27 protein-coding genes are annotated in these 26,359 nt (G+C 50.0%); 12 read left to right on the top strand and 15 right to left on the bottom strand.

The genetic code is table 11. The features are described from left to right. Nucleotides 1-34: 34 nt before the first annotated feature. Nucleotides 35-412, bottom strand: coding sequence for a DUF309 domain-containing protein (locus FGI41_RS13575; protein WP_139490798.1), 378 nt, complete (start codon nucleotides 410-412; stop codon nucleotides 35-37). Nucleotides 413-549: 137 nt separating this feature from the next. Here FGI41_RS13575 and FGI41_RS13570 point away from each other — a divergent pair, with 137 nt between their 5' ends. After that, entirely contained in the window at nucleotides 550-1,029 is a 480-nt protein-coding gene (locus tag FGI41_RS13570) for a divergent PAP2 family protein (protein WP_139490796.1), read from the top strand. A 47-nt stretch (nucleotides 1,030-1,076) separates the two neighbouring features. After that, on the top strand, nucleotides 1,077-1,856 hold the full coding sequence (locus tag FGI41_RS13565; protein ID WP_139490794.1) for a cobalamin-binding protein: 780 nt from the start codon (nucleotides 1,077-1,079) through the stop codon (nucleotides 1,854-1,856). 945 nt (nucleotides 1,857-2,801) lie between these two features. Here the strand turns inward: FGI41_RS13565 and FGI41_RS13560 are convergent. Next, nucleotides 2,802-3,428, bottom strand: a complete 627-nt coding sequence (locus tag FGI41_RS13560) for a 3D domain-containing protein (RefSeq protein ID WP_139490793.1) — start codon at nucleotides 3,426-3,428, stop codon at nucleotides 2,802-2,804. A gap of 146 nt (nucleotides 3,429-3,574) precedes the next feature. Here FGI41_RS13560 and FGI41_RS24990 point away from each other — a divergent pair, with 146 nt between their 5' ends. Next, nucleotides 3,575-3,748: a DUF1152 domain-containing protein gene (locus FGI41_RS24990; RefSeq protein WP_176560269.1), complete on the top strand. Its 174-nt coding sequence runs from the start codon at nucleotides 3,575-3,577 to the stop codon at nucleotides 3,746-3,748. A 107-nt stretch (nucleotides 3,749-3,855) separates the two neighbouring features. On the opposite strand, the gene FGI41_RS13555 is transcribed toward FGI41_RS24990, so the two are convergent. From FGI41_RS13555 to FGI41_RS13550, 3 genes are all read right to left on the bottom strand, one after another. After that, nucleotides 3,856-4,131: a YuiB family protein gene (locus tag FGI41_RS13555; protein WP_368656706.1), complete on the bottom strand. Its 276-nt coding sequence runs from the start codon at nucleotides 4,129-4,131 to the stop codon at nucleotides 3,856-3,858. A 127-nt stretch (nucleotides 4,132-4,258) separates the two neighbouring features. After that, the gene (locus tag FGI41_RS24985) at nucleotides 4,259-4,399 is read right to left on the bottom strand and encodes a YuiA family protein (protein ID WP_176560268.1); all 141 of its coding nucleotides are present in this window, start codon (nucleotides 4,397-4,399) and stop codon (nucleotides 4,259-4,261) included. Nucleotides 4,400-4,614: 215 nt separating this feature from the next. Continuing rightward, nucleotides 4,615-5,094 carry an NUDIX domain-containing protein gene (locus FGI41_RS13550; protein ID WP_139490790.1) on the bottom strand — a complete coding sequence of 160 codons (480 nt, stop codon included), beginning with the start codon at nucleotides 5,092-5,094 and terminating at the stop codon, nucleotides 4,615-4,617. 142 nt (nucleotides 5,095-5,236) lie between these two features. Between FGI41_RS13550 and FGI41_RS13545 the strand changes: the two genes are divergently transcribed. Together FGI41_RS13545 and FGI41_RS13540 are read left to right on the top strand one after the other, a co-directional pair. Then, nucleotides 5,237-6,502, top strand: a complete 1,266-nt coding sequence (locus FGI41_RS13545) for an MFS transporter (protein ID WP_176560267.1) — start codon at nucleotides 5,237-5,239, stop codon at nucleotides 6,500-6,502. Further along, nucleotides 6,462-7,088 (top strand): TetR/AcrR family transcriptional regulator, encoded by a 627-nt coding sequence (locus tag FGI41_RS13540; RefSeq protein ID WP_176560266.1) that lies wholly within the window; start codon nucleotides 6,462-6,464, stop codon nucleotides 7,086-7,088. The genes FGI41_RS13545 and FGI41_RS13540 overlap by 41 nt, the downstream gene beginning before the upstream one ends. A 92-nt stretch (nucleotides 7,089-7,180) precedes the next feature. Here FGI41_RS13540 and FGI41_RS13535 read toward each other — a convergent pair whose 3' ends face one another. After that, complete coding sequence (locus FGI41_RS13535; protein WP_139490784.1) at nucleotides 7,181-7,432, bottom strand: hypothetical protein; 252 nt, start codon at nucleotides 7,430-7,432, stop codon at nucleotides 7,181-7,183. A gap of 57 nt (nucleotides 7,433-7,489) precedes the next feature. Next, nucleotides 7,490-8,686, bottom strand: a complete 1,197-nt coding sequence (locus FGI41_RS13530; RefSeq protein ID WP_139490782.1) for an NAD(P)/FAD-dependent oxidoreductase — start codon at nucleotides 8,684-8,686, stop codon at nucleotides 7,490-7,492. A gap of 380 nt (nucleotides 8,687-9,066) precedes the next feature. Here FGI41_RS13530 and FGI41_RS13525 point away from each other — a divergent pair, with 380 nt between their 5' ends. Together FGI41_RS13525 and FGI41_RS13520 are read left to right on the top strand one after the other, a co-directional pair. Then, the gene (locus FGI41_RS13525) at nucleotides 9,067-10,080 is read left to right on the top strand and encodes an NAD(P)/FAD-dependent oxidoreductase (RefSeq protein ID WP_139490780.1); all 1,014 of its coding nucleotides are present in this window, start codon (nucleotides 9,067-9,069) and stop codon (nucleotides 10,078-10,080) included. Between the two features lie 109 nt (nucleotides 10,081-10,189). Then, nucleotides 10,190-10,519 carry a hypothetical protein gene (locus FGI41_RS13520; protein ID WP_255298455.1) on the top strand — a complete coding sequence of 110 codons (330 nt, stop codon included), beginning with the start codon at nucleotides 10,190-10,192 and terminating at the stop codon, nucleotides 10,517-10,519. A 9-nt stretch (nucleotides 10,520-10,528) separates the two neighbouring features. Here FGI41_RS13520 and FGI41_RS13515 read toward each other — a convergent pair whose 3' ends face one another. Next, nucleotides 10,529-11,365 (bottom strand): DUF2935 domain-containing protein, encoded by an 837-nt coding sequence (locus tag FGI41_RS13515; protein ID WP_139490778.1) that lies wholly within the window; start codon nucleotides 11,363-11,365, stop codon nucleotides 10,529-10,531. 160 nt (nucleotides 11,366-11,525) lie between these two features. Between FGI41_RS13515 and FGI41_RS13510 the strand changes: the two genes are divergently transcribed. Then, nucleotides 11,526-12,116, top strand: a complete 591-nt coding sequence (locus FGI41_RS13510) for a YiiX/YebB-like N1pC/P60 family cysteine hydrolase (protein WP_255298454.1) — start codon at nucleotides 11,526-11,528, stop codon at nucleotides 12,114-12,116. A 97-nt stretch (nucleotides 12,117-12,213) separates the two neighbouring features. Here the strand turns inward: FGI41_RS13510 and FGI41_RS13505 are convergent, their stop codons facing one another. Next, complete coding sequence (locus tag FGI41_RS13505; protein WP_139490990.1) at nucleotides 12,214-13,842, bottom strand: peptide ABC transporter substrate-binding protein; 1,629 nt, start codon at nucleotides 13,840-13,842, stop codon at nucleotides 12,214-12,216. Between the two features lie 228 nt (nucleotides 13,843-14,070). After that, nucleotides 14,071-14,775 (bottom strand): hypothetical protein, encoded by a 705-nt coding sequence (locus tag FGI41_RS13500; protein ID WP_139490776.1) that lies wholly within the window; start codon nucleotides 14,773-14,775, stop codon nucleotides 14,071-14,073. A gap of 241 nt (nucleotides 14,776-15,016) precedes the next feature. On the opposite strand from FGI41_RS13500, the gene FGI41_RS13495 reads away from it, so the two are divergent. Then, nucleotides 15,017-16,561 (top strand): carbohydrate-binding protein, encoded by a 1,545-nt coding sequence (locus FGI41_RS13495; protein ID WP_139490989.1) that lies wholly within the window; start codon nucleotides 15,017-15,019, stop codon nucleotides 16,559-16,561. 187 nt (nucleotides 16,562-16,748) lie between these two features. Then, on the top strand, nucleotides 16,749-17,537 hold the full coding sequence (locus FGI41_RS13490; protein ID WP_139490774.1) for a sporulation protein: 789 nt from the start codon (nucleotides 16,749-16,751) through the stop codon (nucleotides 17,535-17,537). An 84-nt stretch (nucleotides 17,538-17,621) separates the two neighbouring features. Here FGI41_RS13490 and FGI41_RS13485 read toward each other — a convergent pair whose 3' ends face one another. Next, complete coding sequence (locus tag FGI41_RS13485) at nucleotides 17,622-17,981, bottom strand: HesB/IscA family protein (protein ID WP_139490988.1); 360 nt, start codon at nucleotides 17,979-17,981, stop codon at nucleotides 17,622-17,624. 206 nt (nucleotides 17,982-18,187) lie between these two features. Beyond that, nucleotides 18,188-18,394 carry an aspartyl-phosphate phosphatase Spo0E family protein gene (locus FGI41_RS13480; RefSeq protein WP_139490772.1) on the bottom strand — a complete coding sequence of 69 codons (207 nt, stop codon included), beginning with the start codon at nucleotides 18,392-18,394 and terminating at the stop codon, nucleotides 18,188-18,190. 229 nt (nucleotides 18,395-18,623) lie between these two features. Here FGI41_RS13480 and mqnE point away from each other — a divergent pair, with 229 nt between their 5' ends. Next, nucleotides 18,624-19,727, top strand: coding sequence for an aminofutalosine synthase MqnE (gene mqnE, locus FGI41_RS13475; protein ID WP_139490770.1), 1,104 nt, complete (start codon nucleotides 18,624-18,626; stop codon nucleotides 19,725-19,727). Between the two features lie 69 nt (nucleotides 19,728-19,796). Here mqnE and FGI41_RS13470 read toward each other — a convergent pair whose 3' ends face one another. Both FGI41_RS13470 and FGI41_RS13465 read right to left on the bottom strand, forming a co-directional pair. Beyond that, entirely contained in the window at nucleotides 19,797-21,545 is a 1,749-nt protein-coding gene (locus FGI41_RS13470) for a methyl-accepting chemotaxis protein (protein ID WP_139490768.1), read from the bottom strand. A gap of 215 nt (nucleotides 21,546-21,760) precedes the next feature. Then, a complete protein-coding gene (locus tag FGI41_RS13465; RefSeq protein WP_139490767.1) occupies nucleotides 21,761-22,009 on the bottom strand; it encodes a DUF1450 domain-containing protein in 249 nt (82 codons plus the stop codon). 156 nt (nucleotides 22,010-22,165) lie between these two features. Here FGI41_RS13465 and FGI41_RS13460 point away from each other — a divergent pair, with 156 nt between their 5' ends. Continuing rightward, complete coding sequence (locus tag FGI41_RS13460; protein WP_139490765.1) at nucleotides 22,166-23,233, top strand: NAD(P)/FAD-dependent oxidoreductase; 1,068 nt, start codon at nucleotides 22,166-22,168, stop codon at nucleotides 23,231-23,233. A gap of 61 nt (nucleotides 23,234-23,294) precedes the next feature. Here FGI41_RS13460 and FGI41_RS13455 read toward each other — a convergent pair whose 3' ends face one another. Then, nucleotides 23,295-26,300, bottom strand: a complete 3,006-nt coding sequence (locus tag FGI41_RS13455) for a sensor domain-containing protein (protein WP_139490763.1) — start codon at nucleotides 26,298-26,300, stop codon at nucleotides 23,295-23,297. Between the last annotated feature and the right edge of the window lie 59 nt (nucleotides 26,301-26,359).

Genomic DNA, 26,359 nt, shown 5'->3' with positions numbered 1-26,359 from the left:
TTTCTGTCAACTAAGTTACCATGGAGATAGGGCATCAATTTTCTTCTACATATAATTTTCTGTAAGGAAACGGCAGCTGCTTCGCCTCTTCATACGTGATGGAATCCACATCCGGCAAGACGGCCAGACACTCTTCCAAGTAAGTGAGCACATCGTCCACATTCAGGTCCCAGAACCTCGGAGCGTACTTATGTAAGTATTTACGTGAGTTGGTAAACATAAAGCGAGCCCCTTTGATGTTCCCGCACTCCAAATGATAAATCCCGACGGCCAATTGCAACAATCCCTGCAAAAACTTGTTATGCTTCTGCTCCATCCAGATCTCTTCCAACAGGTCGTGACATTCATAGTACTCCCCTTGGTTAAACTTCTCAAAAAACTGGTAGTACTGCTCAGGGTAGGGTTTCTCCATCGGTTTTCCTTTCCTTTTTCGTTTATGATAGCATATGTACAGGAAATCACATGAAAACTTCACGGATGGAATCCAGCTTCTTCTGATAAAATATATAGACCCAAAAATCGAATCATAGAAAGGAACGGTTCTTCCGCATGACTAGTGTTTTTGAGAATTTCCCTTTATGGGCGGCTTTAATCGCGATTGTTGTAGCACAAGGAATCAAAATCCCGCTGCACTATATCGCATCCAAAGAGTGGAACCTCGGACTGATGTTCAGCACTGGCGGAATGCCAAGTTCCCACTCCTCGGCGGTCACCGCCCTCTCCACTGCCGTCGCCATCCGCGAAGGAATTGCCAGCAGCGAATTCGCCATCTCTGCCATCATCGGTATCATTGTCATGTTTGACGCTGCCGGAGTCCGCCGCCATGCCGGCATGCAGGCTGCTGTGCTCAACAAGCTGGTGGAAGAATTCAACCACTTGCTGGAAGGGATGAAAACCTTCAAAGTGCGCTCCAAACAGGAAAAAGCGAAAAAACTGAAGGAACTCCTGGGACACCAGCCCATCGAAGTATTCATGGGAGGCTGGCTGGGAATCGTTGTATCACTCTGTATGTATTCCTTGATTAAATAAGTTTTATCGGCATTGTACCACAAAAAGAACGGAAGGGGGCAACCCACATGCGCATTGTCTCGATCTGTCCAAGCAACACCGAAATTCTCTACTACATGGGTCTTGGCGATCTCGTGGTCGGTCTTGACGACCACTCCGACTGGCCGCCTGAATGGCAACACCTCCCCCGTGTCGGACCAGACCTGACCATCGATATGGAAAAGGTGCAGGCCCTCGCACCCAACCTCGTCATCGCCTCCCTCAGCGTACCCGGCATGGAGAAAAACATCGACGAGCTTGTCCGCCTCGGCATCCCGCATATCGTACTCAATCCCTCCAAGATCGATGACATCCCCGAAGATATCCGTCTGGTTGGCCGTGCCACTGGCTACGAAGAGCGCGCCGAGCAGCTGGCCCGTGATTTCAGCGAAAAAATCGCAATGTTTCGGCAAGCCACCGCACAAGTCACCAACCGTCCCAAGCTCTTCTGGGAATGGTGGCCCAATCCGATCTACACCCCCGGCCGCGATAACTGGCTGACTGATGTAAGTGAGATTGCAGGAGCTGTGAATGTATTTGCCGACTATGAGACCGATAATGTAAAAGCCACCCGCGAGATGGTAAGCGAGCGCGACCCTGACCATATCTGTGTGGTATGGTGCGGCATCGAGCTGAAACGGATTAAGCCTTCCATGATTACCGACCGTGAAGAGTGGCAGGAGATGACTGCGATCGTAAAGGGGCAGGTGCATCTGTTGGAAGAGGGGCTGTATTGCAGACCGTCGCCGCGCATTTTGGAAGGTTTGGAAAAGTTGATCGGGATACTGCATCCAGACATAAAACTTTAGGACATAAATGATCTCAGATAATGTGGAGCGAGATGAGGCGGCTGGCAACTGGCTCGCCTTGTGAAAAACCCTTCAAGGAAGGGATTACTGTCCGCTGCGAAAAACGCAAGGAGAACCGGGAGCAAAAAGGGTTCGAAGAAGCCAATTCGGACGAAGGGGTTTGCTCCTAAAAGCGTGTTCTCCTTGCGTTTTTCTTCGCTGGGTAGGGTATTTCAAGAGGCACGCCCGTTGCCAGCCGCCTCATCTCATCCGACTTGGGTGGACGATCAGTGGCTAAAGATTTTTTCGCCGATGATCTGCTGAGATGAAAAATCGTTTGACGTAATGATTTTATGAGGTGCTTACCTCATTCTTCTTTATTCTACGTGATTCTCTACTGGATTGGTTTACGCTACTATGTCCGCCTTCATCCTCTGCCACATCCCTTCTCTCACTTACTACTCCTTACTAACTTCTTTGCTACTCTATCAAACTCCCAATCTTTCCGTCTTTTATCTTTGCATTCCCTAAATCTTTCACTCTTTTTCTTTTCCTCCCCCGAATCCGCCCTCTCATCTTTCCCATCCCAAAGCAAGTAGCCTGTGGACAGACCTTTTTGACAATCCCACCCAGCGGAAAAAGGAGTACAGAGGGACGCTTTTGGGGTCATAGTCTCACATCCTTGAATTACCCAGATGTTTGACCCCATTCCCTTTGTACTCCTTTTGGAGCGGACAGTCTTGGCTCCCTTGCGGGATTGGCAAGTAGGTCTGTCCACAGGCTAGCTTGCTTCCACCCAGCGGAAAAAGGAGTACAGAGGGATGCTTTTGGGGTCATAGTCTCACATCTTGAACTACCCAGATGTTTGACCCCATTCCCTTTGTACTCCTTTTGAAGCGGACAGTCTTTGCTCCTTGCGGGATTGTCAATTTGGTCTGTCCACAGGCTAGCTTGCTTCCTCACAGGCTACTTGCCCATTTTTGCTACGGCCGCCACACCTTCCTGATTCAGCAGCTGCATCATCTGTTCCGTCATCGCACCCCTCCCGCGATGGACCACATACACATCAAGGGTTCGTTTGCCCCATTGTTTATAGATATCTTTCTTGGTCTCAAAGTACAGATCGATCACATGTCCGCGGATCGCCCCGCCTTTATCAGCTACGACGCCATAGCCGTAGCCGGGTATATAGAGGATCGTGCCAAGCGGGAAAATCCGCAAGTCAGCAGCAATAGTGGAGTAAGTGCCACGGCGCACCTTTACGCCCGAATAGGTGATGCCATAGGACGGATGGCCGGGAGATTTACCGGTTGATTCTAAGCCGGCATAATAGCCGGTTGCAGTCACGCGCACCTTGGGATAACGCTCCAAAGCAAGGTTTACGCCATCAGGTTTATCGATCATTTGAGTGTAGGAGCTGGCGGATACATATCTCTTTTTCACCATGCGGTAGCCTTCGCGTTGCGTTTTCAAGCCATATAGGGTTTCAAACCCGTCCGGTCCGATCACGTAATAGGTGGAACCCACAGAACTGAATCCAAATAGCATTACGGTACCTAAAGCAAGTACACTGAATGTTGTTTTCCATTTCATGTTGGTTTATGCCTCCTCTCGATTCTAGTAATGTCCAAGAGGAAGTGGAAGTATACATATATTGCTAGAAAGCGAAAATGAGGTTTGAAAATTCTGCTGTGGGTAAAACTGATGGATGTATCCATCTATAAAGGAGGGCGTTACATATGGAAGCATCCCTTAGCAATGAGCAAGTGATCTCCCGCATTCAGCAGATTCACCAAAAAGGTGGCAGCTTGGGCAAGAAGTCCGTAAAAAGCTCCGACCCAGAGCTGATGCGTAATGCACTCTACTACTTCCCTTCTTGGGACAATGCAATCAAGGCAGCAGGAGTCGAATAACCCAACACAACAACACTTACACCATAGATAGACATAATGAAAAAGAGGGTAGACGTTGGAATCAAGCGTCTACCCTCTTTGGTCTTTTCATACGGTAACAAATGAAATTAGAACATCCGATAGCCTTTTTGACGAAGCATACGGATCGTGACTCCGCTTGCGACTGTACCGAGCAACCCGAATATCAGGATGACGACGTCAGCAACACCGGGAATTTTTCCAGCGCCGAACAGGTCGAAGAGGATGTAAGCAACCAAACCAAGTGTGACCAAGAGCGGCAACCAAGTGGTTTTGAGTATCATATTAATGATAAAGCCAATACCAAATCCTAAAACGGCAAACAATACGACTGAGATCAGTAGAATGGCAGGATGCATGCCCATCGTAATCATGTACCTCCGCATGTTTCAATATGCCTTTTAGTGTAACGAAAAGCGGCGCGGCGGTCAATCACATGGACCAATCCTTGCTCATTACTTGTGTCAACGGTGTGACAACGAATGTCGGTGCCTATGCCTGGGACGGGGATTCGTGGTCGGTTCTGCCTTGACCTTCGCAAGCCGGGCAGTCCTCCGTGCCGCCTACGATCAGTTGGAAATAGCCAGCGCCTTTGCAGTATGGGCAAGATTCTTGTGTGTGGAGACGTTTCATGTTTGGTTTCTCTCCTCTCTCTTCTCGAGACGATGTGGGAAAATGATAGCAAGTTAACTTTATTTTCAGAATATTTAGTTCGTTTTCTCGATGCATCCATCATATCAGACCTATGTCACTTTCCAAACCCCCATTATGACGCAAAAAAAAGCAAAAACTCAGATGTAAGCGTGTACATCTGAGTTTTTCTGATTATTTCGTAAAATTAAACTGGATTAAGTAAAGATCTTATACTCCGTATATTGAAAGACCGGGTTTATCTGATACTCCTTGGCGGTGAGGTAGCTCGGCAGATCAGGAACCAACGGCAAAATGATCCGCATGTACTCAGTTCCAAGCGGGTCTTCCATCATCTCGCGGATCGGCATGAACACGGCCGTCTCAATCTCGCCTTCCCGTGGAACCGGTTCACCGCTGACATAATCCATGACGAACACCACCATGTTGTCACTGATCTCTCCACGGATCACCCCGGAACGGATGGCTACGGCTTGACGGACTTTGGCCGTGATGCCTGTCTCCTCCAAAACCTCGCGAACCGCTGCATTGTCTACCGTCTCACCTGGATCAACAAACCCTGCAGGAAATGACCATTTGCCTTTGAGTCCGCCATAGGCTTTCTTGACCACAAGCACCTCATCTCCCCGTACCACGATTCCGGCTGCGCCGAGCCAGACCTTTGATCTCTTTTCCATCTCTCATCCTCCTTTATATCCATGTTCAGTATAACCATTTTTGCAGGAAAAGGAAAAAGACTCTTGAAAAACGACACGTTTGTCGTTTAAGATGATTAATAATGACACGTGTGTCGTTTATTTCGAGACAGGGGGATTCTTTATGTGGAGACAACAATCGTATCTTTCGCTGATTTCAGCTCAAATCTTCTCAAGCCTCGGTGATGGTCTGGCATTAATGGCGCTGATGGCCTATGTCGGTCTGATCCAAAAAGCAACACCCATGGAGCTCTCACTTGTCATCCTCGCGCTTGCCCTGCCTGCGGCCTTGTTCGGAACCGTCGGTGGATGGATCGCAGACCGATTAGAACGGCGGTCAGTGATGCTCGTCTCGGATGTGTTGCGCGGTGCATTGGTTTTTGCTATCCCGTTCGTCTCGGAGCTGACCTACCTGTATCCCCTGCTGTTTCTCAAAGGATCAGTGGAGGCTGTCTTCACTCCTGCTAAGAACGCCAAGCTAAAAGAGATCGTCCCATCCGACTCCCTCGATCAGGCGGTTGCTGTCAGTACCGCAATCGACCATGGCACGCGGATTATTGGGCCTGCGATTGGCGGCGTATTGGTCGCTTGGCTTGGCATTGGCTTATCCTTTTCGGTCAATGCTGTATTGTTCGGCTGCTCCGCCCTGCTCTTGCTGCTTGTCCCCCGTACCCCTGCTGACCTGCACCGTAAAAATCCCGACGACACAGAAAAAACAGCGGGTGCTTCCTTCACTGAAGAACTTCGTGAGGGCCTGCTGTTCGTCAAAAACGTCCCATTCCTGCGCTACGGCCTGATGCTGCTTGGTCTTGTCATGTTCGTCATGATGCTTGCTGATACGCAACTGGCAACACTGCTGCGTGTACTGCCAGAAGGGTCTCCCGCCTTGTTCGGCTCACTCATGGCTGCCTCCTCGCTTGGAACCCTGCTGATGGCGGTGATCGTTGGCAAGTCGTTGAAGAACCGCTCTCCCTTTTTGCTTATGTCGCTTGGGGCTGTCGGCTTAGGCACGGCGTTTGCCCTTTGTGGACTTTTTACCGGGGTGTCCCTGCCGTTGGTCTGGCTGTGGTGTCCGCTCCTTGGCTTTATGGCGGGCGCATCGGCGGGTATGGTGTTCGTCCCGTTTCAGACAGAGGCACAAAAGCGTACTCCGGTCGAGATAAGCGGACGGGTATTTGGTACAATCAACAGTGTGGTATCAACCGCATCGATTGTCGGGCCGCTGTTTGGCGGATTGTTTGCGACTGCTTTTGGGGTGGTCCCGCTGTTTTTGGTGAATGGAAGCTTACTTGCCGTGATCGGATTCGTTACAATAGGGGTATGGAAGCAGGTTGAACGGAGGGGTCAGGGTGTCACCAAGAGTAACGGAGGAGCACAAGAATCAGCGTAGACAAGAGATTTTACAGGCAGCCACCGAGGTGTTTAAGCGAAAAGGCTTTGAGTCCACCACCATGAAGGATATCGTGGAGGCCTGCGGGATGAGCCGCGGCGGTGTGTATATGTATTTTTCCAGTACAGATGAGATGTTTCGCGCGATTCTGGATCAGAACGATGATACCAGTGCCAGTGAGCATTACCAGATCCGTGAAGGCGAGACCGCTTGGGAGGCATTGCTGCGCGGACTCGATGACTTTGAAAAAGATCTGTATCACTTAGATGACACCCTCGTTCCGCTCAAGGTCGAGTACTTCACCGCGATCTACCGGGAGCAGGGGCGTCAGCCATACCAACTGGGCCGTTATCAAAAGATGGCTGCGGCGTATCAGAGCTTTCTTGCGACGGGTGTGGAGCGTGGAGAATTCCACCCACAGAAGCCGCTTGAGTCCATCTGTCTTTCCGTGATCAGCTTCATGGATGGCATCGTCCTTACGACCCTGCAGCTGGGGCCGGAGCATACGGATGTAAACGGGCAGGTCGATCATTTGCGGTTTTATCTGGAACAAGTGCTCAGAGTGAACAAGGTTCCGAGTAAGTAAAAAGGTAAGATCAAGCCATAGCAAAAAGCCTCTCCGTCTTATCCAGTAAGAACGGAGAGGCTTTTCACGTGCAGGACAGCTATTGGATCTCCCTATTCATCGTCCTCATCAAGCAGGCCGTTGTCGATCATGTACCGCAGATTTTCGCGGTCACGTTCACGCCCTTTTTCCTTGAGTCGGTCGATTGCCGGTAAGATCAAAATATCGATTTCGGTTTGGACGTGATGAGCAAGGTCGTGCCGGTTCTGCTCCTCCAGATAGCCGCCCACTTCCATCAATCCGTTGTAGCGGTCCATTTCGTCCTTGGTCATTAGTCCTCTGACTTGTACGCTTGCATGTCTCATGTGAACACCTTTTCCCCACAACTGCTTTTATATTAGATGTACTTATTTCCTTATACGCTACAGCTTTACTTTTTTCAGCGCAAGACCCAATCCACCGATTTTATAGAGATAACGCAGGTCACTGCCTTTTTTGAACAGAGCTGCCGTTGTACCGAATACTTTTTTGGTGCCAACCAGACCCATCCCCTCACCTTTTCCAAGGGAGGCCAGTGTCCCCTGAAGAGCGGGGACAAACGGAACCAGTGATATCTTCTCACCCCGGACGATCGAGGATAGGTTGCGGGCGAGGTTCTCCCCTTCCTGTATCGCGATTTGGGCGGTTGGCGGGTATGGACGTCCTTCATCGTTGAAGATGAGGGCGCAGTCCCCTACGACAAACACATTTTCATAACCGGGAGCACGCAGGTATTCGTCTACCTTGACACGGCCGCGCATGACCTCAAAGCCGGATTTTTCGACGATGGAGTTCCCTCGGACACCGCCTGACCAGACCACGGTTTTTGTTTTGATGAATTCGCCCGTAGCCAGCTCAACACCATCCGGGGTGCATTTTTTGATCGGAGTATTGAGTCGGAACTCGATGCCCTTGCGTTGGAGGATATTCATCGCATAGTCGACGAGGTCTTTGTCAAAGCCAGGCAGTGCGGTTGGTGCCGCTTCGACGTTGTAGATCTTGACGAGTGACGGGTCTACATCGAATTCTTGGCAAAGCTCAGGGATGCGGTCGCCCAGCTCGCCGAGGAATTCAATCCCGGTAAAGCCTGCACCACCGACGACAAACGTGATGTAATCCTCACGTCCCGGCTCGTTTTTGTACTTCGCAAACATATACTCGATATGTTCACGGATTTGCAGAACGGCATTAATGCTGCGGATGCTGAAGGCGTGTTCACGCAAGCCCTCGATCCCAAACGTCTCCGGTTCAGGCCCAAGACCGATGACGAGGTGATCATACGGCAGTTCTTTTCCGTCCGCGAGCTTCACGGATTGGGCTTTGGGATCGATGCTCTCGACCGTACCTTTTATCAGGTTCACTTTATTGGTGTCGATAATCTTATGCAAATCCACACGGGCATGGTCAGCTGGAGCCGTACCAGCGGCTGGTTCATGAAGCCAAGTGGTGATGAAGTGATAATCATGTTTGTTGACGAGTGTAATCTCAGCCTCGTTGTAGTTGAGCCGCTGCTGCAGACCCAATGTAGTCAAAAGACCACCATATCCAGCACCCAGAATCAAAATTTTAGGTGTACTCATGAGGTATCCCTTCCATTCTGTCTATTTTCTGAACTCTTCCGCAACTTTGTGCTTTTTTTCACGTGATTAGATGTAAGTTGCCCTTAGAGAAGTGAAAATACATGTAGTAAGTATTACTATCGGGCGTTCAGCTGCTTTATTTGCTTGGATTCGCCACCCCGAATGGCGCTAAGCTGTGAAAAAATGCACAATCGCATCTGTTTACCAACTATCATAGAAGGTAAATCCATGATTTGCAAGTGGTTTTTGACACAAATTTGCCTTTATTTCCGCCCACCTTTTGTTGCTCTTTTTGGAATGCTCCTTTTTTTATAGGATGAGGATGGGTATAATAGGAAGTGGCTTTGAATTCTGACGATTCCCCTCGGAGGTGCTTGGAGTTGAGTTCTTTGCATAGAGATGAACAAGTGTACGATCTTACGATTATAGGCGGGGGTCCTGCTGGATTATTTACTGCCTTTTATGGTGGTATGCGTCAAGCAAATGTAAAAATTATTGAAAGCATGCCACAACTCGGTGGCCAGTTGTCTGCCCTTTATCCTGAAAAGTTCATTTATGATGTTGCCGGTTTCCCACAAGTCCGTGCTCAGGAATTAGTGGATAATCTCAAGCAGCAAATCTCTCATTTTCATCCAACCGTATGTCTGGAAGAAAAAGTAGAGACGGTCGTCAAAAAAGAAGAAACCAACACCTTTGAGATCACAACAGACAAAGCATCACACCAATCCAAAGCGGTCATCATCACGGCTGGTGTAGGCGCATTCGAGCCACGCCGCCTCGATCATCCAGATGCTCCGCGCTTTGAGAAAAGCAATCTCCACTACTTCGTCACTGACCTCAATGCCTTCAAAGGCCAAAAGGTAGTCGTATTCGGCGGTGGTGACTCCGCGGTTGACTGGGCACTTATGCTTGAACCAATCGCTGAAAAAGTAACCCTCGTGCACCGACGCGAAAAATTCCGTGCACACGAGCACAGTGTCGAAACCCTGATGTCTTCCAATGTGGAAGTAAGAACACCATACGAGCTCAAGTCCCTCGAAGGTGAGGACAAAATCGAGCGCGTGACGATCGTTCAGGCTGCCACAGGCGAAGAAATCAGCTATGATGTCGATGCTGTCATCGTAAACTTCGGATTCATCTCTTCTCTTGGCCCAATCAAAAACTGGGGTCTGGAAATCGAGAAAGGCTCCATCGTCGTTAACTCCAAGATGGAGACCAACATCCCTGGCATCTATGCAGCAGGTGATATCGCAACCTACCCTGGTAAGGTAAAACTGATCGCTGTCGGCTTCGGTGAAGCTCCGACCGCTGTCAACAATGCGATGACCTATGTGAACCCAGATGCCAAAATTCAGCCGGGTCACTCCTCTAGCATGGACTTCGGCAACAAGTAAGCGTTTCAAGCCATACCCTGTACACGTTTATGACGCCGTGTACGGGGTTTTTTATTTTGCATACATGCCGTCTCTCTGGCAAACAGTAACGAAATGGAGGTGTGATCTTATGGAGATGAACTTTATGTGCCCAATCTGTAACGGTTTTACAGAGCTGCAGGTCACATGTGAAAGCTGCGGGTCCAAGCTCGATGATCAAGGAAGGCTGCTCGACTACTTCGGCGACTATAGCCCTTACCGCCCCTTCGATGACTTGAAAAGAACGGACGGATACCCCGATGTGAGCAGCCACTTGTGTCCACATGTCGCCACCTGCCCTGCCTGTCGTCTGGAGCAAGTGATCATGATTCAGGAAGCTACCGTGGAGCAAGTCATCCCGCATCTTAGTGAGGAGCTTACCCAAGTGCCTTACCATGAGGGTAATCCTGCGCTCTACTGATCCTTTCGCCTATGCCTTGGTGACAAAAGACGGCTTCGTCAACGGACATGAAATCTCGGCCTGCATCTCCGGGACAAAGGCGGAGAGCTTGCGCATCAAGTAACAAGCCTCCGGGAAATGATGCTCCAGAAAACGCAGCGTCAGACGGGTAAACACTTCATCCTCTTTATAACGGTTCACCACTTCGACGATCAGCTTATTGAATTCCATCACCGCAAGTAACACTTCACGGGCAAACCGTTCCTGACGGGGAAAGCCCGGGGCTAGAAAACGCAGATACCCTCTCATGGCATTGTTAGTGGCCACGAATGCCTGAAATCGTTGGACGAACTCACGGGCACGCTGCCCCAACTCGCTTTCCACCGGGTCAAGCGAATTGGCAAGCAGGTACGCATGCCCCACCTGATCCATCAACCACATATCGAGCAGGCTGACCAGCGACATTTCTTCCGGCTGTTGGCCCTTCATATAAAATCCAAGCAATCGCAGGTACTCTTCGTTTTCACTCAATGTCCCATTCAGATAGGTCGGGGTCAGATTCAGGTTGACTTCATTCTGAATGCGCAGCCCCTGCAAATGCCCCTCCAATTGATAATACCCACATGCTACCGGATATACCTCTGCTGCAAATCTCTTCATCGTATCCGACTCAGCAGGCAGTGTGGGATCCAGTTGAAACAAAATCTCACGCAGACGCCCAAACGCTTGGATATATTGCTCTGCCATCTGTACCCATCTCTTCTCCTCCGGGGACAAATAGTCTCGAACGAAGATGGCGTGGTCTTGGAGAATCTCCAGCCAAAACATATGCTCTTCCCAGACCGTAATCCGTTGCTTTTCCGCCATGTACAATCATCCTCTCCATTTCCAGAAAGACTCGGATTATCGTATGCACCTGCCTACATAGACGGGACACATGAGACAAAACTCACCCCATTAGTCTCAATTCTATAAGATCAGGGTTGTGATAAAATGGAAGAATCCCCATCTAAAAGGAGGTACGCGTATGAGTATGTATCATGCCAAGTTTCAAAATCTCACTGCCGTCTCCTACTCGCAAGCCCGACCCAAGCTTAGGACAGGTGATATCCTGTTCTGCTCGGGTGATTATGTGATCAGCGATATGATCAAGCATTTCTCCGGTTCGGATTTCAGCCACGTCGGAATGGTCTTTCATTGGAACCAGCGTACCCTTCTCTTGGAGAGCGTCGAAGATGACGGTGTCCGAATCGTTCCGCTTTCTCATTATATTTATGATTACGAAAACTCCAAACGCCCTTATCAAGGGCAACTCTATATCGGCCGTCACAGCCTTTTTTCCCAAGTGGACGAGTCCACCATCAATCATATGCTAGGCTACGGCACTGACCGTCTCAATCGCTGCTACGACCGCCAGGAGCTGATCAAAATCGCTGCACGGATCAGCATGGGGACAGGCCGCCACGACCCAAACGAAGCTTATATTTGTTCAGAATTATTAGACGAATTATTCCAGCAGGCAGGCATCTCGGTCATTCGGGATGAGCGATCCTTTATCTTCCCCGGCCATTTTGCTGAAGATCCACATGTGGAAGCCCTGTTTCAAATCATCCCCTAAACCAGTATCCAAGCTCCACTCACCATCCACGCAAAAAGAACCGATGTCCGGCCTAACACCGGGTTCATCGGTTCTTATTTTTGGCAGATGGGATATCCTATTCTTTATAGGCCCATTTGAAATCAATGAAGCTGAGTGGGTCAACCTGTACGCCTTTGAGCTTATCATTTTGTACCCATGCGTTGACATCGGTGAAGACTGGTGCGATCGGCATTTCATCCATCAGGATTGCTTCAGCCTGAGTGAACAGCTCTTTGCGCTTCGCAGCGTCTGTTTCTTTCGCAACTTGGTCGAGGAGCTCACGGTATTTTGGATTTTCCCAAAGCGTATCGTTGTTGCCGCCTTTTTTATCATAGAACATTTCGAGGAAGTTGATTGGATCGTTGAAGTCTGCGTTCCAGCCGGCACGGGCAATCATGTAGTTCCCGGTGTTCTGGTCGTCGAGGAATACTTTGAACTCTTTGTTCTCCAGCTTCACATCAACACCGAGGTTTTGTTTCCATTGGTCTTGAACCGCTTCCGCGATTTTTTTGTGGCGCTCAGAGGTATTGTAGGTCAGCGTGATCGGTGGCAGTGTGGTGAGATTGAGCTCTTTCATACCTTCTGCGAGCAGCTTCTTCGCGTTTTCGATATCGTTATCCTTGAAGTATCCGCCTGGCTTGAGTGCCATGGATTCTGGCAGGAGATTCATCGCTGGGATTTGACCGGACTGTGCGATATTGTCAGCGATGGATTTACGGTCGATCGCGTAGCTGAACGCTTTACGGATTTTCGCGTTATTGAACGGCGGGCGCTCAGTATTGAACTTATAGTAGTAGGTGCTCGCTTTTGGCTTCACGATCAGCTTGCCGGAATCCTTGAGCGGAATGATCGCATCTGGCGGAAGTGCGCTGACCGGTTGGCCGGACCAGTCGAGGTCGCCTGCGTCATACATGGAAAGCTCTGTGTTTTGGTCTTCGATCATGGAGAAGTCGATTTTTTCGAGCTTCACCGTGTCTTTATCCCAATAGTTTTCGTTTTTCACGAGAACCATGCTGTTTTTATGTTCCCAGCTTTGCATTTTGAAAGGACCGTTGCTGACGAAGGTGTCTGCGTTCATCGCCCAGTCTTTGTTAGCTTCCACGACTTTTTGGTTCACTGGGAAGTACGTGTAGAACGCTGTCAGCTCAAGGAAAAATGGAGTTGGGTTCGCGAGAGTGACTTCAAGGGTTTTCTCATCGAGTGCCTTGATGCCCACTTCTTCTGCTTTCACTTTGCCTTCGTTGTAAGCGCGACCATTTTTGATGTAGAACAACTGATACGCGTAGCTGGATGCGGTCTTGGCATCAAGTGCACGCAGCCAAGCGAATACGAAGTCATTAGCAGTTACAGGTTCGCCATTGCTCCATTTGGAATCACGCAGGGTGAAGGTATAGGTCAGTTGGTCATCAGAGACCTTGACATCGGATGCAACGGAGTTGATTGGCTTCGCATCTGCATCCAGACGGGTCAGACCGTCAAAAGTAGCACGGATTACCGTACCGGAAGTGGCATCCTCAGCAAGTGCCGGGTCCACGGTAGATGGCTCGGATTGCAGGTTCACCTTGAGTACCTGTTCTGCACTGCCCTTTTTGTCAGCTGCTGCAGGAGTCTCGGTAGTGGAGGCCGTTTCAGTCGATCCACAACCTGTGAGTGCGACACCTGCTACCAGAATCGAACTCATCAATGCAAATACACTTTTTTTCATGTTCATGCTGTATATCCCCCTTTTTCTAGTCTGAGCCAATCTTACCCTTTTTCGAAATTGTTTGAAATATCTTTGGTTAAGATTTAATTAAATTTTATCAGCAGGTTAAGCATTATAAAGATTGGTGAAGAATATAAGATGAGTTCTATCCGATCAAAAAAGCCCTTGGATGCGCGAAAGATCATCCAGGGGCTTGTCTGCTTTCTACTTGCCTGCTTACTTGTTACTTTATTGGCTGTTTTCGTGGGTTATGACCACACTGTTTTTCTGATTATCGACCAAGACGACCTGGTTACCGCCTGTGAGCGTATACTTCTCCTGCCCAAAGGATTTGGTGGCGGGTGCTCCCCAGTCTTTGATCGCCTGTCTGAGATTCTCGTTCATGTTCACCTCGATGCGCTTGATCACTCTCGGCTGGCCGCTCAGATAGATAGTGACGTCATCATACGGATAGATCAGCCCTTGTCCTGTCGCATCAGGACGGGGTGCTTCGTCATCGGGTTGGCCCCAGTTGTGGAGCAGCAGTTGCTCTGTCATGTCAAGCGCGATGCCCTCGATCATGTACTGGTCATCCACTACCTGAATCGTCGGTTGGAAACGGCGGTTTTTCTGAATATCCTCGACGTATTTCTTCGCTTCATCAATCATCACTTGTCTGCTGGGATCGGCGGGCAGCTTGCTGATTTGGTCAAAAATCAGTAGTGCCAAGGCTTCATCCCCGTCTTGCAAGGCTTGCTTACCAGCCTCTAGTTTGGACTGGATATCGTCTGATTGCTCCTCGGGTCTGGTGGCGGCAGGTGTTTGGGAAGATGATAGATTCATCTGGTCCTGCATCTGTTGTTGGGCTGGTTGGCTCTCTTGGTTGGTAGCCTCCGCTTGGCAGCCTGCGAGCAGGAGCGCTGTCAGTATCAGTAGAATCAAGGGGCTTTTCATAGCGATGTCTACCTCCGTTACTGGGAGAGTTGATAGCCCTATTTTACCATGATTCTTTCGAAAAATTGCTAATGATCAGCAAAAGTTGCAACTACTTTTTTCATCTAAGTAGCCGATTTATGCGAAATTCTCCCCCACACGCAGATTTTTCTCCCTTCAGCTAGGTGGGTCGGATGTGTTTTAATGATTGTGCCGGATATGATTGTCATAATTTTCCGTAAATAAAGAAGGGAGAGGTATGATGAGAGCAATCAAGCAAAAGAGTCTGTTGATTTTCCTCGTCGTCATGATGATCGCAAGCATGGTTCAGGCAGCATCTGCGGCAGCCGCAGCTTGGGCACCGAATGTTGCTTACAAAGTGGGGGATCTCGTCTCCTATCAGTCCTACGAGTACAAATGCATCCAGGCCCACACCTCACTCACCGGCTGGGAACCGCCGAATGTCCCTGCCCTGTGGGAAAAACAATCAGGTACGACCAACCCACCGCCTCCGACCGGCGATACGCAAGCCCCCTCCACTCCCACCAACCTGACCTCTTCCAACATCACCAGCAGCTCTGTTGGCCTCAGCTGGTCCGCCTCCACAGATAACACAGGTGTCACTGGGTATCATGTATACCGTGGCACAACATTGGTCGCCACCTCCACCACTACTTCCTACACCGTAACAGGTCTCGCCGCAAGCACCACCTACAGCTTCACCGTCAAGGCCAAAGACGCCGCAGGCAACCTCTCTGCCAGCAGCAATTCCGTCTCGATCACCACCCTGTCCTCCACCACCCCGCCTCCCACCACAGGAACGGGAACCAAGGTCTTGGTCGGCTACTGGCACAACTTCGACAACGGCTCCACGACTCTCAAGCTGCGCGAGGTATCCGGCAAATATGACGTAATCCAAGTCGCTTTTGCCGAGCCAACCGGTGCTGACCACGCTACGATGGGCTTCATCCCTTATAACGCGACCGTATCTGAGTTCAAATCCGATATCGCCTATCTGAAGAGCCAAGGTAAAAAAGTGCTCATCTCCATTGGTGGTGCCAATGGTGTCGTCGAGCTGCACACCGAAGCAGCGAAGCAAAGCTTCATCAGCTCCATGTCGTCGATCATCGAGACGTATGGTTTTGACGGGCTGGATATCGACTTGGAGGGTGGGTCGCTCTCGCTCAACCCCGGTGATACCGATTTTAAGAACCCTACTACCCCAAAAGTCGTTAACCTGATCTCCGCTGTCCGTACGCTTTCTGACAAGTATGGCACAGGCTTCATGGTCACGATGGCACCTGAAACCGCTTACGTCCAAGGCGGTCTGACTTCCTACGGCGGGCCGTGGGGCGCTTATCTGCCTGTCATCTATGGTCTGCGCGACAAAATGAACTTCATCCACGTCCAGCACTACAACAGCGGCTCGATGGAAGCACTGGATGGAAAAAGCTACGCGCAAGGAACGGCAGATTTCCAAGTGGCCATGGCTGAGATGCTACTCAAAGGCTTCCCGATTGCCCGCAACAGCAACAATGTGTTCCCCTCTTTAAAGCCGGAGCAGGTAGCGATTGGACTGCCGTCTTCCCCAAGTGCGGCTGGCGGTGGGTATACGACCAATGCGGATATGGATCGGGCACTGAACTATCTGGTAAAAGGCGTCTCCTACGGCGGTACGTACAAACTGCAAAATCCTGCTGGCTATCCCGGTTTTAAAGGTGTGATGACCTGGTCGATCAACTGGGATGCGAAGAGTGGGTATTTATTTGCCAATGGGGTGAGGAGTACGCTTGATTTGTTGAAATAGGGTTGTAAGACTGCATCGGCCTTTTTTGGCCCGTTTGAAAAAAGTCTTGGTTTTCCCGACTCCCGGTTTGTTGCTGATCCTCCAGCCAAACCGGGCTTTTTTTATCCAACTGCAACCCTTTCCCATCCGATTCGTATTACACTTATTATTGGAAATTTCTATCACACTCTCAGGAGGGTATATACATATGGTGAATCTATTTTCCAAACTCATCTCCCGCTTTACCGCAGGCAACGCTTCTATCGATCTGGTGCTTGATAAAAATATAGTAGAGACTGGCGAGTGCCTGCACGGCACATTCATCGTCCGCGGCAGTGGCTCCCGTCAAAAGGTGAATCATATTGAAGTCGATCTTCGTGCCGCATCCAAATACTACGATGAGAACGGCCACCTCTTAACCCGTGATGAAAGCATCCACAGCGTCCGTGTGATTGAGGCTTTCACGATTGAGGCCGACGAGACTCTCGAGTTGGACTTTTCTTTTGATATCCCAAAATATATGCCGTTTACCTCGCTGACGACCCGTTTCTACTTCAAGACCAATCTGGACGTATCCTTCGCATCAGATGCACAGGACGTTGACCACCTGACGATTCTGCCGGTAGGCATCGTGAAAAACTTCATGGAAGGTATGAAACTGCTTGGCTGTCAGCTGATCAAAGAGGCTTATGTGCATCCGTATCAAGAGATGCGCTTTCAATGCACGGACTGGATGCGCGGGATCTTTGACGAGTTTGAGTTTAACTTGAATCCGTACTACAGCCACGCGGTGGTCGGGGGATTGTTCGAGCTGGATAAGAGGTTGCTGTATACACACTTCGGCTCCAAAATGGATGAGCTGGATTTCAATGAAATCGAGGGGATTTTCAGCTTTACCGAGGAACAGATGGCAACTCCAGAAAAAGCGGCTGAGACGACGAAGGAGTTCGTAGAGGAAGTTCACCGGAGAATTATGTATCAGTTGACAGGGAAATAATAGAGAACAAATAAAAACTCCTAAAGCATCGATCACCTCAATGCCTTAGGAGTTGATTTTATCTTGTGTTAACATGTGTGGGTCTTAGTCGTCACACTTCTCCGCTTGACCCTCATTCGTCGCCGTACGGAACGACACCCCGCAGCCACAGGTCGCAGACGCATTCGGGTTCTCCATGGTGAAGCCGCCGCCGAGCATGGATTCTTTGAAATCGATCTCCAAGCCTTTGATGTACTTGAAGCTCTCCTCATCCACGACGACCTTGAAGCCTTCGTATTCCACCACTTGGTCGCCTTCACGCATGTTCTCATCGGTGCCCATGCCGTAGGTGAAGCCGCTGCAGCCGCCTGGACGGACGCCGACGCGCAGGAATTGGTTCGGGTTATTGTCAGCAGCGAGCAGTTCTCTTACTCTCTTTTGTGCAGCTTCGCTGATTGTGATGATGCTCATCGTATATTCACTCCCCTTTTAGATTGGGTTGATTTCAGTCCAAAAACCTTCTATAGTGTGTGACACACCTTACCAACAGTATACCGACAAACACGGACGGCAACAAGGTGAACGGACACTTTCGGGCGGCCAGACTTCCAAAAGCAATACCCCCAAAAGCAAAATAAGAGGGGCATCAATCCCCTCTTCGCTCTCGCTGTCTATGCAAAGTGTGCCTGCTTTTCAAATACCACGAAACGATACGGTTGCTTTCCTTGAGCCGAATCCAACTCCAGCAGTTGGTTGTGCAGTCGGTCGATTCTTTGGCTGTATTCGAGAACATCGGGGTGACTCAAACCGAGTTCAAGGCCATTTTTTACCATTTGCTGTCGAAGGAGTTCGATTTTTTCAAGGATGGAATCCCGCATAAGAATCTCCTCCTCGCTTATACTTATACACTTATTTTACAGGATTTTACTTATAGATGCAAACATTAATTCCCATCTTTTTCTGTCGTTTTTTGTAAAAAGTGCGAATAGGTTGTTCCTTCCGATAAGAAGTTTTATAATAAAAGGGCTTTCCCAAGCAAGACTTGGCGGAAAGAACGGCTAACGTTGTGTATCAATTTTGTACAAGTTATGGAAGGGGGTCTTTACCTTGTCTATTTTAACCATTCAAACACAAGATAAAACATTGGAATCAGTCGCAGAGAAAGTTCTGCGCGGTGAACGCCTGACCATTGAGGATGGCCTTGCGCTCTACAATTCCAACGATGTGCTGACCATCGGCCAACTGGCGAACGCGGTGAATCAGCGCAAGAACGGCAACAATGTCTACTTCATTCAGAATATGTACATCAACCCGACCAACGTCTGTGAAGCGAAATGCAGCTTCTGTGGCTTCCGCCGCGATCAGGACCAAGAGGGTGCATACACCATGAGCATGGATGAGTTGCTTCATTATGTAGGCAACCGCTACCATGAAGGCGTCCGTGAGTTCCATATCGTAGGCGGTCACAACCAGCATGTCAAATTCGACTACTATCTCGATACGGTCAGCACGCTCAAGAAAGCGTACCCAAATGTAACCATTAAAGCGTACACTGGTGCTGAGATTGAGTTCTTCTCCCGTATCTCCGGCCTGAACTTCCGTGAAGTGCTCCAAGAGCTGATCAAAGCAGGTCTGGATACTATGCCAGGCGGCGGTGCTGAGATCCTGACCGAGCGTTACCGTGCCAAAATGAGCCCGGAAAAAGCGTCCACAGACGACTGGCTCCGCGCGCACCAGACTGCACATGAGCTTGGCCTGCGTACACATGCAACCATGCTCTACGGTTCCATCGAAACATTGGAAGAGCGCCTCATCCACATGGACCGCGTGCGTAAGCTCCAAGACGAGACCAACGGCTTCATGGTATTCATCCCGCTGGCTGTACAGCCGATGAAAGCAACTGCCGGGATCAAGCGCCGTACCTCTGCGATGGACGACATGAAAACCATGGCGATCAGCCGTCTGATGCTCGATAATGTCCAGCACGTCAAAGCGTACTTCATCAACATCGGTACCCAGTTGACCCAATTGGCTCTCTCCATGGGTTCTTCTGACGTACACGGTACATTGATCGAAGAGCGCATCAGCCACGCAGCAGGTGCCCTGACCCAGTCTGCTCTGACCGTAGATGAACTGGTATGGCTCATCGAAGGCGCCGGCAAAAAAGCGATCGAACGTGATACCTTCTATAACACCGTAAAAGAATATTAATCCAAACAGAAAAACGGTAGAATCCTCCGTCGTGGGGGTTCTACCGTTTTTTTATGATGAATACCAATACTAGTGCTTAAAGGATTGGACGAGTTGCTGCAGCTCCGTAGCCATCTCCGCAAGCATCTCAGATGAGGCGGAGATCTCCTGCATCGAAGCGGTCTGTTGCTGAATGACAGCGGACATCTGCTTGGTATCGTGTGAGGACTGCTCCGTGATTGCAGATACCTGCTGCATGGCGTTGACCATCAGCTGAGTGCCTGCATTGACCTCCTCGACGATGGCGAGGACATCTTGGGCTTGGCGGGATACTTCGTTGATCGAGCCGAGGATATCGTCAAATGCATCTCCAGAGTGGCTGACGATCTCAATCCCCTCTTTTACAGCCTCTGTGCCCTCATGCATCACGACTACTGCTTCTGATGTTTCCCGCTGGATTTCACCGATCAGTCCGCTGATATGCTGGGCCGCACCTCCAGCCTGTTCAGCCAGCTTGCGTACCTCGTCAGCAACCACTGCGAATCCGCGTCCCTGCTCTCCAGCCCGAGCCGCTTCAATCGCCGCATTGAGAGCAAGCAGGTTGGTCTGTCCTGCGATCTGTGTGATCAGGGATACGATTTCCCCGATCTCTTGGGACTTGTCGCCCAGCGTGTTGACCAGCTTCGCTGAGGCGCTTACTTTTTCCCCGATGGCATTCATCTGCTTAATCGCTTGATTGACGACATGTTGGCCGTTGTGAGCCTTCTCGGTTGCATCTGAGGAAGCATGGGCCACCGTCTGAATGCTCTGGCTGATCTGCTCCATCCCCCGTGAGATATCAAGGGCGGAGTCATGCGTCTCATTGAGATTGAGCACCTGTTGGCTGGAGCCATTGGCCAGCTCTACGATGGTACAGGCGATTTCTTCGGAGGCTTGATTGCTTTGCTCGACGCGGACGGCCAGTTCGTCGGAAGAGTTGGCGACATGTGTGGAAGCAGTAGCCAGCTCGACGATGACGTTTTTCAGACTGGCGGTCATTTGGTTAAAGCCTGTTGCCAGTACGCCCACTTCATCTTTGCTTTTCACTTGAATCGGCGGTACGGTCAGATCGCCACCTGCGACAAGCTGTACTTTTTCCGCCATTTGGCTGAGTGGATCACACATTTTGCGGGCGAAGAGATAGATAATGGCAGCACCCAATAAAAGAGAAACGCCCAGTGTAATCATCAGCACATTCAAAATATTTGTCGCATCCTTATTGAAGTCCATCATATAAGATCCGGAACCGACGATCCATCCCCATTCGGTCTCTTGTTTCGAGTAGCTGATTTTGGGAGCCAAGATGTCGGGGTTCGTTGGAAGCGGCCAGACATAGTGGGTGAATCCACCGCCTGCCTTCCCGTTATTGACGAGCTCCTGTCCCAGCATCACACCATTTTCATCGGTCATATCCCACATGCTCTTGCCTTCGCTTGTCGGATGAGCCAGCAGCATGGCCTTGTCATCCAAGACGAACATATAGCCGTTCTCCCCTACATCGATGGCTGGATTGATTGGACGTTTGCCGTCTGCGTTTTTCGGTCCGAGGATGGCTTCTTTGACCTGCTCCTGTGCCTTCTCTAACGGAAGCTCCCCTTCCTTTACCTGCTGATTCAGCACATGAATCATCTCAATCGCCAAGTGAACTTGATTGCGAAGCCCGGTCTCTCCAAGCTTGTCTAATGAAGTCTTGGCTTCCTGATAGCTGATCAATCCGACCGTTAAGCTGGGTATCGCCAGAAGCAACATAGATATTATGATTAGTTTCGTCCGTAGGCTCATCCCGATTTGCTTCATCATCTCTTCCCCTTTTCCCCTATAAATTCCTCATATGCATCAAAAATGGTTTAATAATGTAAATTTTGTTTCAGCATTACCATTATCTACCCATTTCGACAAATTATCAAACCTAAAATATTTTATCGTGAAGGTTTCGGTATAATTTTGCCAGTTGATGGTGACCCTACAAGCAAAAACCCCTTTCCATAACAGAAAGGGGTTGATTCACCAGAAGCCTATTCCATAGCTTCCAGATCTTCACGGATTTTTTTCTTGATCGCTTCAATCAATTCATCCGCGTTTTCCGTGGTGATAAAATCACCGTTAACTAAAGCGAAAGGTTGCATATAGCATTCTCCGCAATGACCCAGACATCCGTACTCGACCACATCAGCATCTAATTCCTGGTCGTTCTCCAGTGCGGTCATCACAGGCTTACTATAAGATGAAACATTACTGGAACAGAATTCAACGAGCGGTTTCACGCAATAAACCTCCTGTTCAAGAGCATTCTTGCTCGGTACGTAAAAAATTATAACATCCAGCCAGCTGGCATGAAATATAATGCTTGCAATTTAATGCCGAACAGACAAAAATAGAATGTGGTAGATAAAAAGGCAACAGAAAGGACAAGACTTCCTATGAAACGACTAGTGATCCTAGGTGGAGGTTACGGAGGCTTACGGGTAGTGGAACGTATGTTAAGCCCTGAACTTCCGGAAAATGTGTTCGTCACGTTGGTAGACAGAATGCCTTTCCATGGGTTGAAAACAGAGTACTACGCCCTTGCCGCAGGTACTGAACCGGAATCGAAGATACGTGTCGCGTTTCCCAATGATCCTCGTTTAACCATAAAGCATGGTGAAGTTAGCGGTATTGATCTCGAATCACGTAACATTGTATTCGCTCACGGAGAAGCACTGGAATATGACTGGCTCGTGATTGCTTTGGGTTGTGAGGACAAATACCATGGAATCCCTGGCGCAGATCTGTACACCCACTCGATTCAGACCCTTGGTGCAACCCGCCGTACGTATGCAGCTGTCAGCAACATCAAGCCATACGGTCAGATTACCGTTGTCGGCGGTGGTTTGAGCGGTGTGGAAGTAGCTTCTGAGCTTCGTGAAAGCCGTCCTGACCTCAACATCCGTCTGGTCGACCGCGGCGAATGCATCCTCAGCCCATTCCCGAAAAAGCTGCAGCAATATGCATCTTCCTGGTTTACCAAAAACGACGTACAGCTCGTCTCCATGGCCAATGTCAACCGCGTTGAGCAAGGTGTGGTATACAACCATGATCAAGAGCTGCTGACCGATGAAATCATCTGGACAGCCGGTATTCAGGCGAGCCACATCGTCCGTGCGCTCCCGGTCGATCACGATAACAGCGGTCGTGCGGTACTCAACATGTACCACCAGCTCCCGAATTATCCGAATGTCTATGTATGCGGTGACAGTGCGAGCCTGCCGTTTGCTCCTAGTGCTCAGCTTGCCGAGGAGCAAGGTGAACAGATCGCCATGATTCTCAAGCTTGAGATGAAAGGTCTCACCCTCCCGTCTGCGATGCCGGATATCAAGCTGAAAGGCGTACTCGGCTCCCTCGGGAAAAAAGAAGGTTTCGGTGTCATGGGGAAAGTATCCCTCACCGGTCAAATGGCCCGCGTCATGAAAAGCGGTGTACTCTGGATGTACAAAAACCATCTGGGCTAGAGAGAGAACCCTGAAGCCAGCTGTAAAAAAAAGACTACCCTGTGAGGTAGTCTTTTTTTATTTATCCGGCATTTCTTCTCAGCAGATCTTCAAAATCACTGACCGATAACGGTGGGCTGTAGAGGAAGCCTTGCATCTCATCACAGCTGCGTTCACAGAGGAAGGCCCGCTGTCCTTCTGTCTCGACGCCCTCGGCAATGACATTGAGCTTGAGGCTGTGCGCCAGCGCGATAATATAGGAAACGATCTCGGCATCGTCCGGGTCGAGTGTGATGTCGCGGACGAAGGATCGATCGATTTTTAGTGTGTCGATTGGGAATTTTTTCAGATAGCTAAGCGACGAGTAGCCTGTGCCAAAATCGTCGATGGCGATGTGAATTCCCAGCTCCTTCAGTTCGTGCAGGGTGGCTACGGCCATATCAGCCTTATGCATGGTCACACCCTCGGTGATCTCAATCTCCAGCCATTGTGGCTCAAGCTGGCTTTCTTTTAAGGCATTTTGGATCATGACAGCCAGATTGCGCTGTTGGAACTGAATCGCGGACAGGTTGACCGCTACGCGCAACGGTGGATATCCTTGGTCCTGCCAGGATTTGTTCTGCGCACAAGCCCGTTTGAGCACATATTCATCAAGCGGGATGATCAAGCCAGACTCTTCTGCCAGCGGGATGAACTCAGCAGGTGAAATGCGGCCCAGATGCGGATGATCCCAGCGTACCAGTGCCTCCATCCCGATCAGCCTGCCACTGACCAGATCAACACGCGGCTGATAGTAGATGACCAGCTCATTGCGTTCGATCGCTTTGCGCAGGTCTTTTTCCAAGGCCATTTTCTCAAAGGCGGTTTCATTCATCGAGGATGTGTACAGCTGGTACTTGTTGCCGCCGCTTTCCTTGGCCCGATACATCGCCGCCTTGGCATGCTTCGTAATGTCGCGGGAGTCCTTCCCGTCGGATGGGAACAGACTAATCCCGATACTGGTAGCGACGAACAGCTCGTTACCGTCGATGATGAACGGTGATCCGAGATGATCCAGCACATGCTGCGCGGCTTTGACCGCATCCTGCACACTGGTGATATCCTGCAGAATGATCTGGAACTCGTCACCAACCAGGCGGCAGATGGTGTTGCCTTCCTGTACACTACGCTCCAGACGGGTCGCTACCTGTTGAAGCAGCATATCCCCTGTAGAGTGGCCCAATGTATCATTAATTACCTTGAAACGGTCAAGGTCAAGGAACATCACAGCCAGCATCGTATCGGTACGCTTCGCTTGTGAGATCGCCAGCGTGAGACGGTCTTCAAACAGGATGCGGTTAGGCAGACCTGTCAGTGAGTCGAAGTAAACTTGGTGACGCATCTGCTCCTCGAATCGCTTACGGTCTGTCACATCACGGAAGTACCAGATTCGTCCGTAGCTGTTCTGATCCCCGTCCATGACCGGCCCGGAATAGCTATCGAAGATACGTCCGTCCTTGAGCTGCACTTCCATTTGGGTAAACTCGGTTGGATGCTCGCTCAAGTATTTCATCTGATCAAAAAAGATCGACGGCTCCGTCAGTAATGGCAGACAGAACTGAATCAGTTCACTGGCATCCCGGTTCGCAAAGACATCGTCCGATGCGCCCCACAGTTCTTTTAACCGGGAATTGTACTCGATCACCCTCAGATTATGGTCGATGATCAGGATACCGTCCAGTGCCGCCTCTTGGGTAGCCATCAGAATCGCATTGCTTCGGCGCAGTTCCTCTTCCCCAAGCTGCCGCTCCAACTCGGCTGCAGCCCGAACGGCGAAGATGGTCAGCATCGTTTCAATCAGCTCCACATTGGGGATCGGCTTCGAATCCATCACGGTAATGATCCCGGTCGGATGCCCGTTGGAATCATGCAGCGCAATTCCAATATGGCTCTGCAGATTTTGAGCGTGCAGCCATTTGTCCTGCGGGAATCTCTCCTGGACATGGCTTGCTACGCTGCACAGCTTGTTTTGCATCGTATATTCAGAAGAGGTGCCGGCGATGTTGTACTCGACATTTTCCAGGATCTCACCGTCCCGTGCCACGGCCAGCGTCTGCACCCGATCTTCCCGGCCCTTCTGAATCTTGCCGACAAATGCATACTGTACACCGAGCGTCTGGGTCAGATGCTGCACCAGATAGCGGAAGAATTCCACCCCAGTCTTTGCCGTGATCCCCTGTGTGATCACGTGAAGCACTTCTTCTGTACGCTTGCGATCTGATATATCCGAGACGACTCCTACGATCTCGCTGACCGGATCATCCGAGCTCTTACCCTGTACTGCCTTGGCAAACACGCTGTAGAGACGTCCAGCATACTCCGATTGGAATTCGACCTTTTCCCCAGTGAACGCGTGGTTGAAAGAAGTGATCAACTGTTCCAAAAATGGAGATGAGTAGAGCTCTTCCACGGTCGCCCCTTCTACCTTATCTGTCAGGTGGGCGAAATCTTCTACGAGCGCCCCTTCCTTGAAGTTAAAACGAATCCGTCCATGTTCGTCCCGTGTACAGCTGAAAATGAAGCTAGGCAGGAGAGCCAGTGTTCGTTTGAAGCGTTCAGCCATCTGCCAGCGTTCCGTCTCAGCCTGACGAGCCTCCGTGATATCAATGGCAGAAGCGATTACCTCTGCAACGACCCCGGCATCGAACACCGGAGAGAGTTGGGTATGAAAAATTCTGCCGCCCAAATCGCAGTCAAACCAGACCACTTCACCCGCAAAGGCTTCTTCAAACCTGCCAAGGTACTGGGCCGCATCCGCGGTGAAAACCTCGACAATTGTTTTTCCATATACGAATTCCGTAGTAATGTTGTATTTTTGGGCAATTTTCCCCTCGGCCAGCGTAATGATGATCTGATTGTCATCCCGCCGCTTCAACCGATAAATGATGTTCTGCGTATTTTGCAAGGTGTGCTGAAAACGCAGCTCTTGTTCACGTAAATATTGTTCCAACTCGGCGATCCGCGCCTCGTATGACGCCGTCAACTCTTGTGGGTCGATATCTACTGCCCCTCTTTGAATTGGAGTTGGATTCTGATTCTTTTCAGTCATTACCTAACCTCCTACCCCGTTAACCTTTCACTTTCTTTCCTATTTCCAAGTGCAATCAG

It is taken from the genome of Brevibacillus dissolubilis, from assembly GCF_006170445.1.
In the GTDB taxonomy this organism is placed as follows: domain Bacteria; phylum Bacillota; class Bacilli; order Brevibacillales; family Brevibacillaceae; genus Brevibacillus_B; species Brevibacillus_B dissolubilis.
Note: the sequence above shows the minus strand (reverse complement) of the source record. Positions and strands in the feature narration are given on the sequence as shown.

What these genes read in the sequence shown, in the direction of transcription:
- FGI41_RS13575 (WP_139490798.1), bottom strand. Translation starts at nt 412, where the DNA reads ATGGAGAAACCCTACCCTGAGCAGTACTACCAGTTTTTTGAGAAGTTT.
- FGI41_RS13570 (WP_139490796.1), top strand. Translation starts at nt 550, where the DNA reads ATGACTAGTGTTTTTGAGAATTTCCCTTTATGGGCGGCTTTAATCGCG.
- FGI41_RS13565 (WP_139490794.1), top strand. Translation starts at nt 1,077, where the DNA reads ATGCGCATTGTCTCGATCTGTCCAAGCAACACCGAAATTCTCTACTAC.
- FGI41_RS13560 (WP_139490793.1), bottom strand. Translation starts at nt 3,428, where the DNA reads ATGAAATGGAAAACAACATTCAGTGTACTTGCTTTAGGTACCGTAATG.
- FGI41_RS24990 (WP_176560269.1), top strand. Translation starts at nt 3,575, where the DNA reads ATGGAAGCATCCCTTAGCAATGAGCAAGTGATCTCCCGCATTCAGCAG.
- FGI41_RS13555 (WP_368656706.1), bottom strand. Translation starts at nt 4,131, where the DNA reads ATGGGCATGCATCCTGCCATTCTACTGATCTCAGTCGTATTGTTTGCC.
- FGI41_RS24985 (WP_176560268.1), bottom strand. Translation starts at nt 4,399, where the DNA reads ATGAAACGTCTCCACACACAAGAATCTTGCCCATACTGCAAAGGCGCT.
- FGI41_RS13550 (WP_139490790.1), bottom strand. Translation starts at nt 5,094, where the DNA reads ATGGAAAAGAGATCAAAGGTCTGGCTCGGCGCAGCCGGAATCGTGGTA.
- FGI41_RS13545 (WP_176560267.1), top strand. Translation starts at nt 5,237, where the DNA reads ATGTGGAGACAACAATCGTATCTTTCGCTGATTTCAGCTCAAATCTTC.
- FGI41_RS13535 (WP_139490784.1), bottom strand. Translation starts at nt 7,432, where the DNA reads ATGAGACATGCAAGCGTACAAGTCAGAGGACTAATGACCAAGGACGAA.
- FGI41_RS13530 (WP_139490782.1), bottom strand. Translation starts at nt 8,686, where the DNA reads ATGAGTACACCTAAAATTTTGATTCTGGGTGCTGGATATGGTGGTCTT.
- FGI41_RS13520 (WP_255298455.1), top strand. Translation starts at nt 10,190, where the DNA reads ATGGAGATGAACTTTATGTGCCCAATCTGTAACGGTTTTACAGAGCTG.
- FGI41_RS13515 (WP_139490778.1), bottom strand. Translation starts at nt 11,365, where the DNA reads ATGGCGGAAAAGCAACGGATTACGGTCTGGGAAGAGCATATGTTTTGG.
- FGI41_RS13510 (WP_255298454.1), top strand. Translation starts at nt 11,526, where the DNA reads ATGAGTATGTATCATGCCAAGTTTCAAAATCTCACTGCCGTCTCCTAC.
- FGI41_RS13505 (WP_139490990.1), bottom strand. Translation starts at nt 13,842, where the DNA reads ATGAAAAAAAGTGTATTTGCATTGATGAGTTCGATTCTGGTAGCAGGT.
- FGI41_RS13500 (WP_139490776.1), bottom strand. Translation starts at nt 14,775, where the DNA reads ATGAAAAGCCCCTTGATTCTACTGATACTGACAGCGCTCCTGCTCGCA.
- FGI41_RS13495 (WP_139490989.1), top strand. Translation starts at nt 15,017, where the DNA reads ATGAGAGCAATCAAGCAAAAGAGTCTGTTGATTTTCCTCGTCGTCATG.
- FGI41_RS13490 (WP_139490774.1), top strand. Translation starts at nt 16,749, where the DNA reads ATGGTGAATCTATTTTCCAAACTCATCTCCCGCTTTACCGCAGGCAAC.
- FGI41_RS13480 (WP_139490772.1), bottom strand. Translation starts at nt 18,394, where the DNA reads ATGCGGGATTCCATCCTTGAAAAAATCGAACTCCTTCGACAGCAAATG.
- FGI41_RS13470 (WP_139490768.1), bottom strand. Translation starts at nt 21,545, where the DNA reads ATGATGAAGCAAATCGGGATGAGCCTACGGACGAAACTAATCATAATA.
- FGI41_RS13460 (WP_139490765.1), top strand. Translation starts at nt 22,166, where the DNA reads ATGAAACGACTAGTGATCCTAGGTGGAGGTTACGGAGGCTTACGGGTA.
- FGI41_RS13455 (WP_139490763.1), bottom strand. Translation starts at nt 26,300, where the DNA reads ATGACTGAAAAGAATCAGAATCCAACTCCAATTCAAAGAGGGGCAGTA.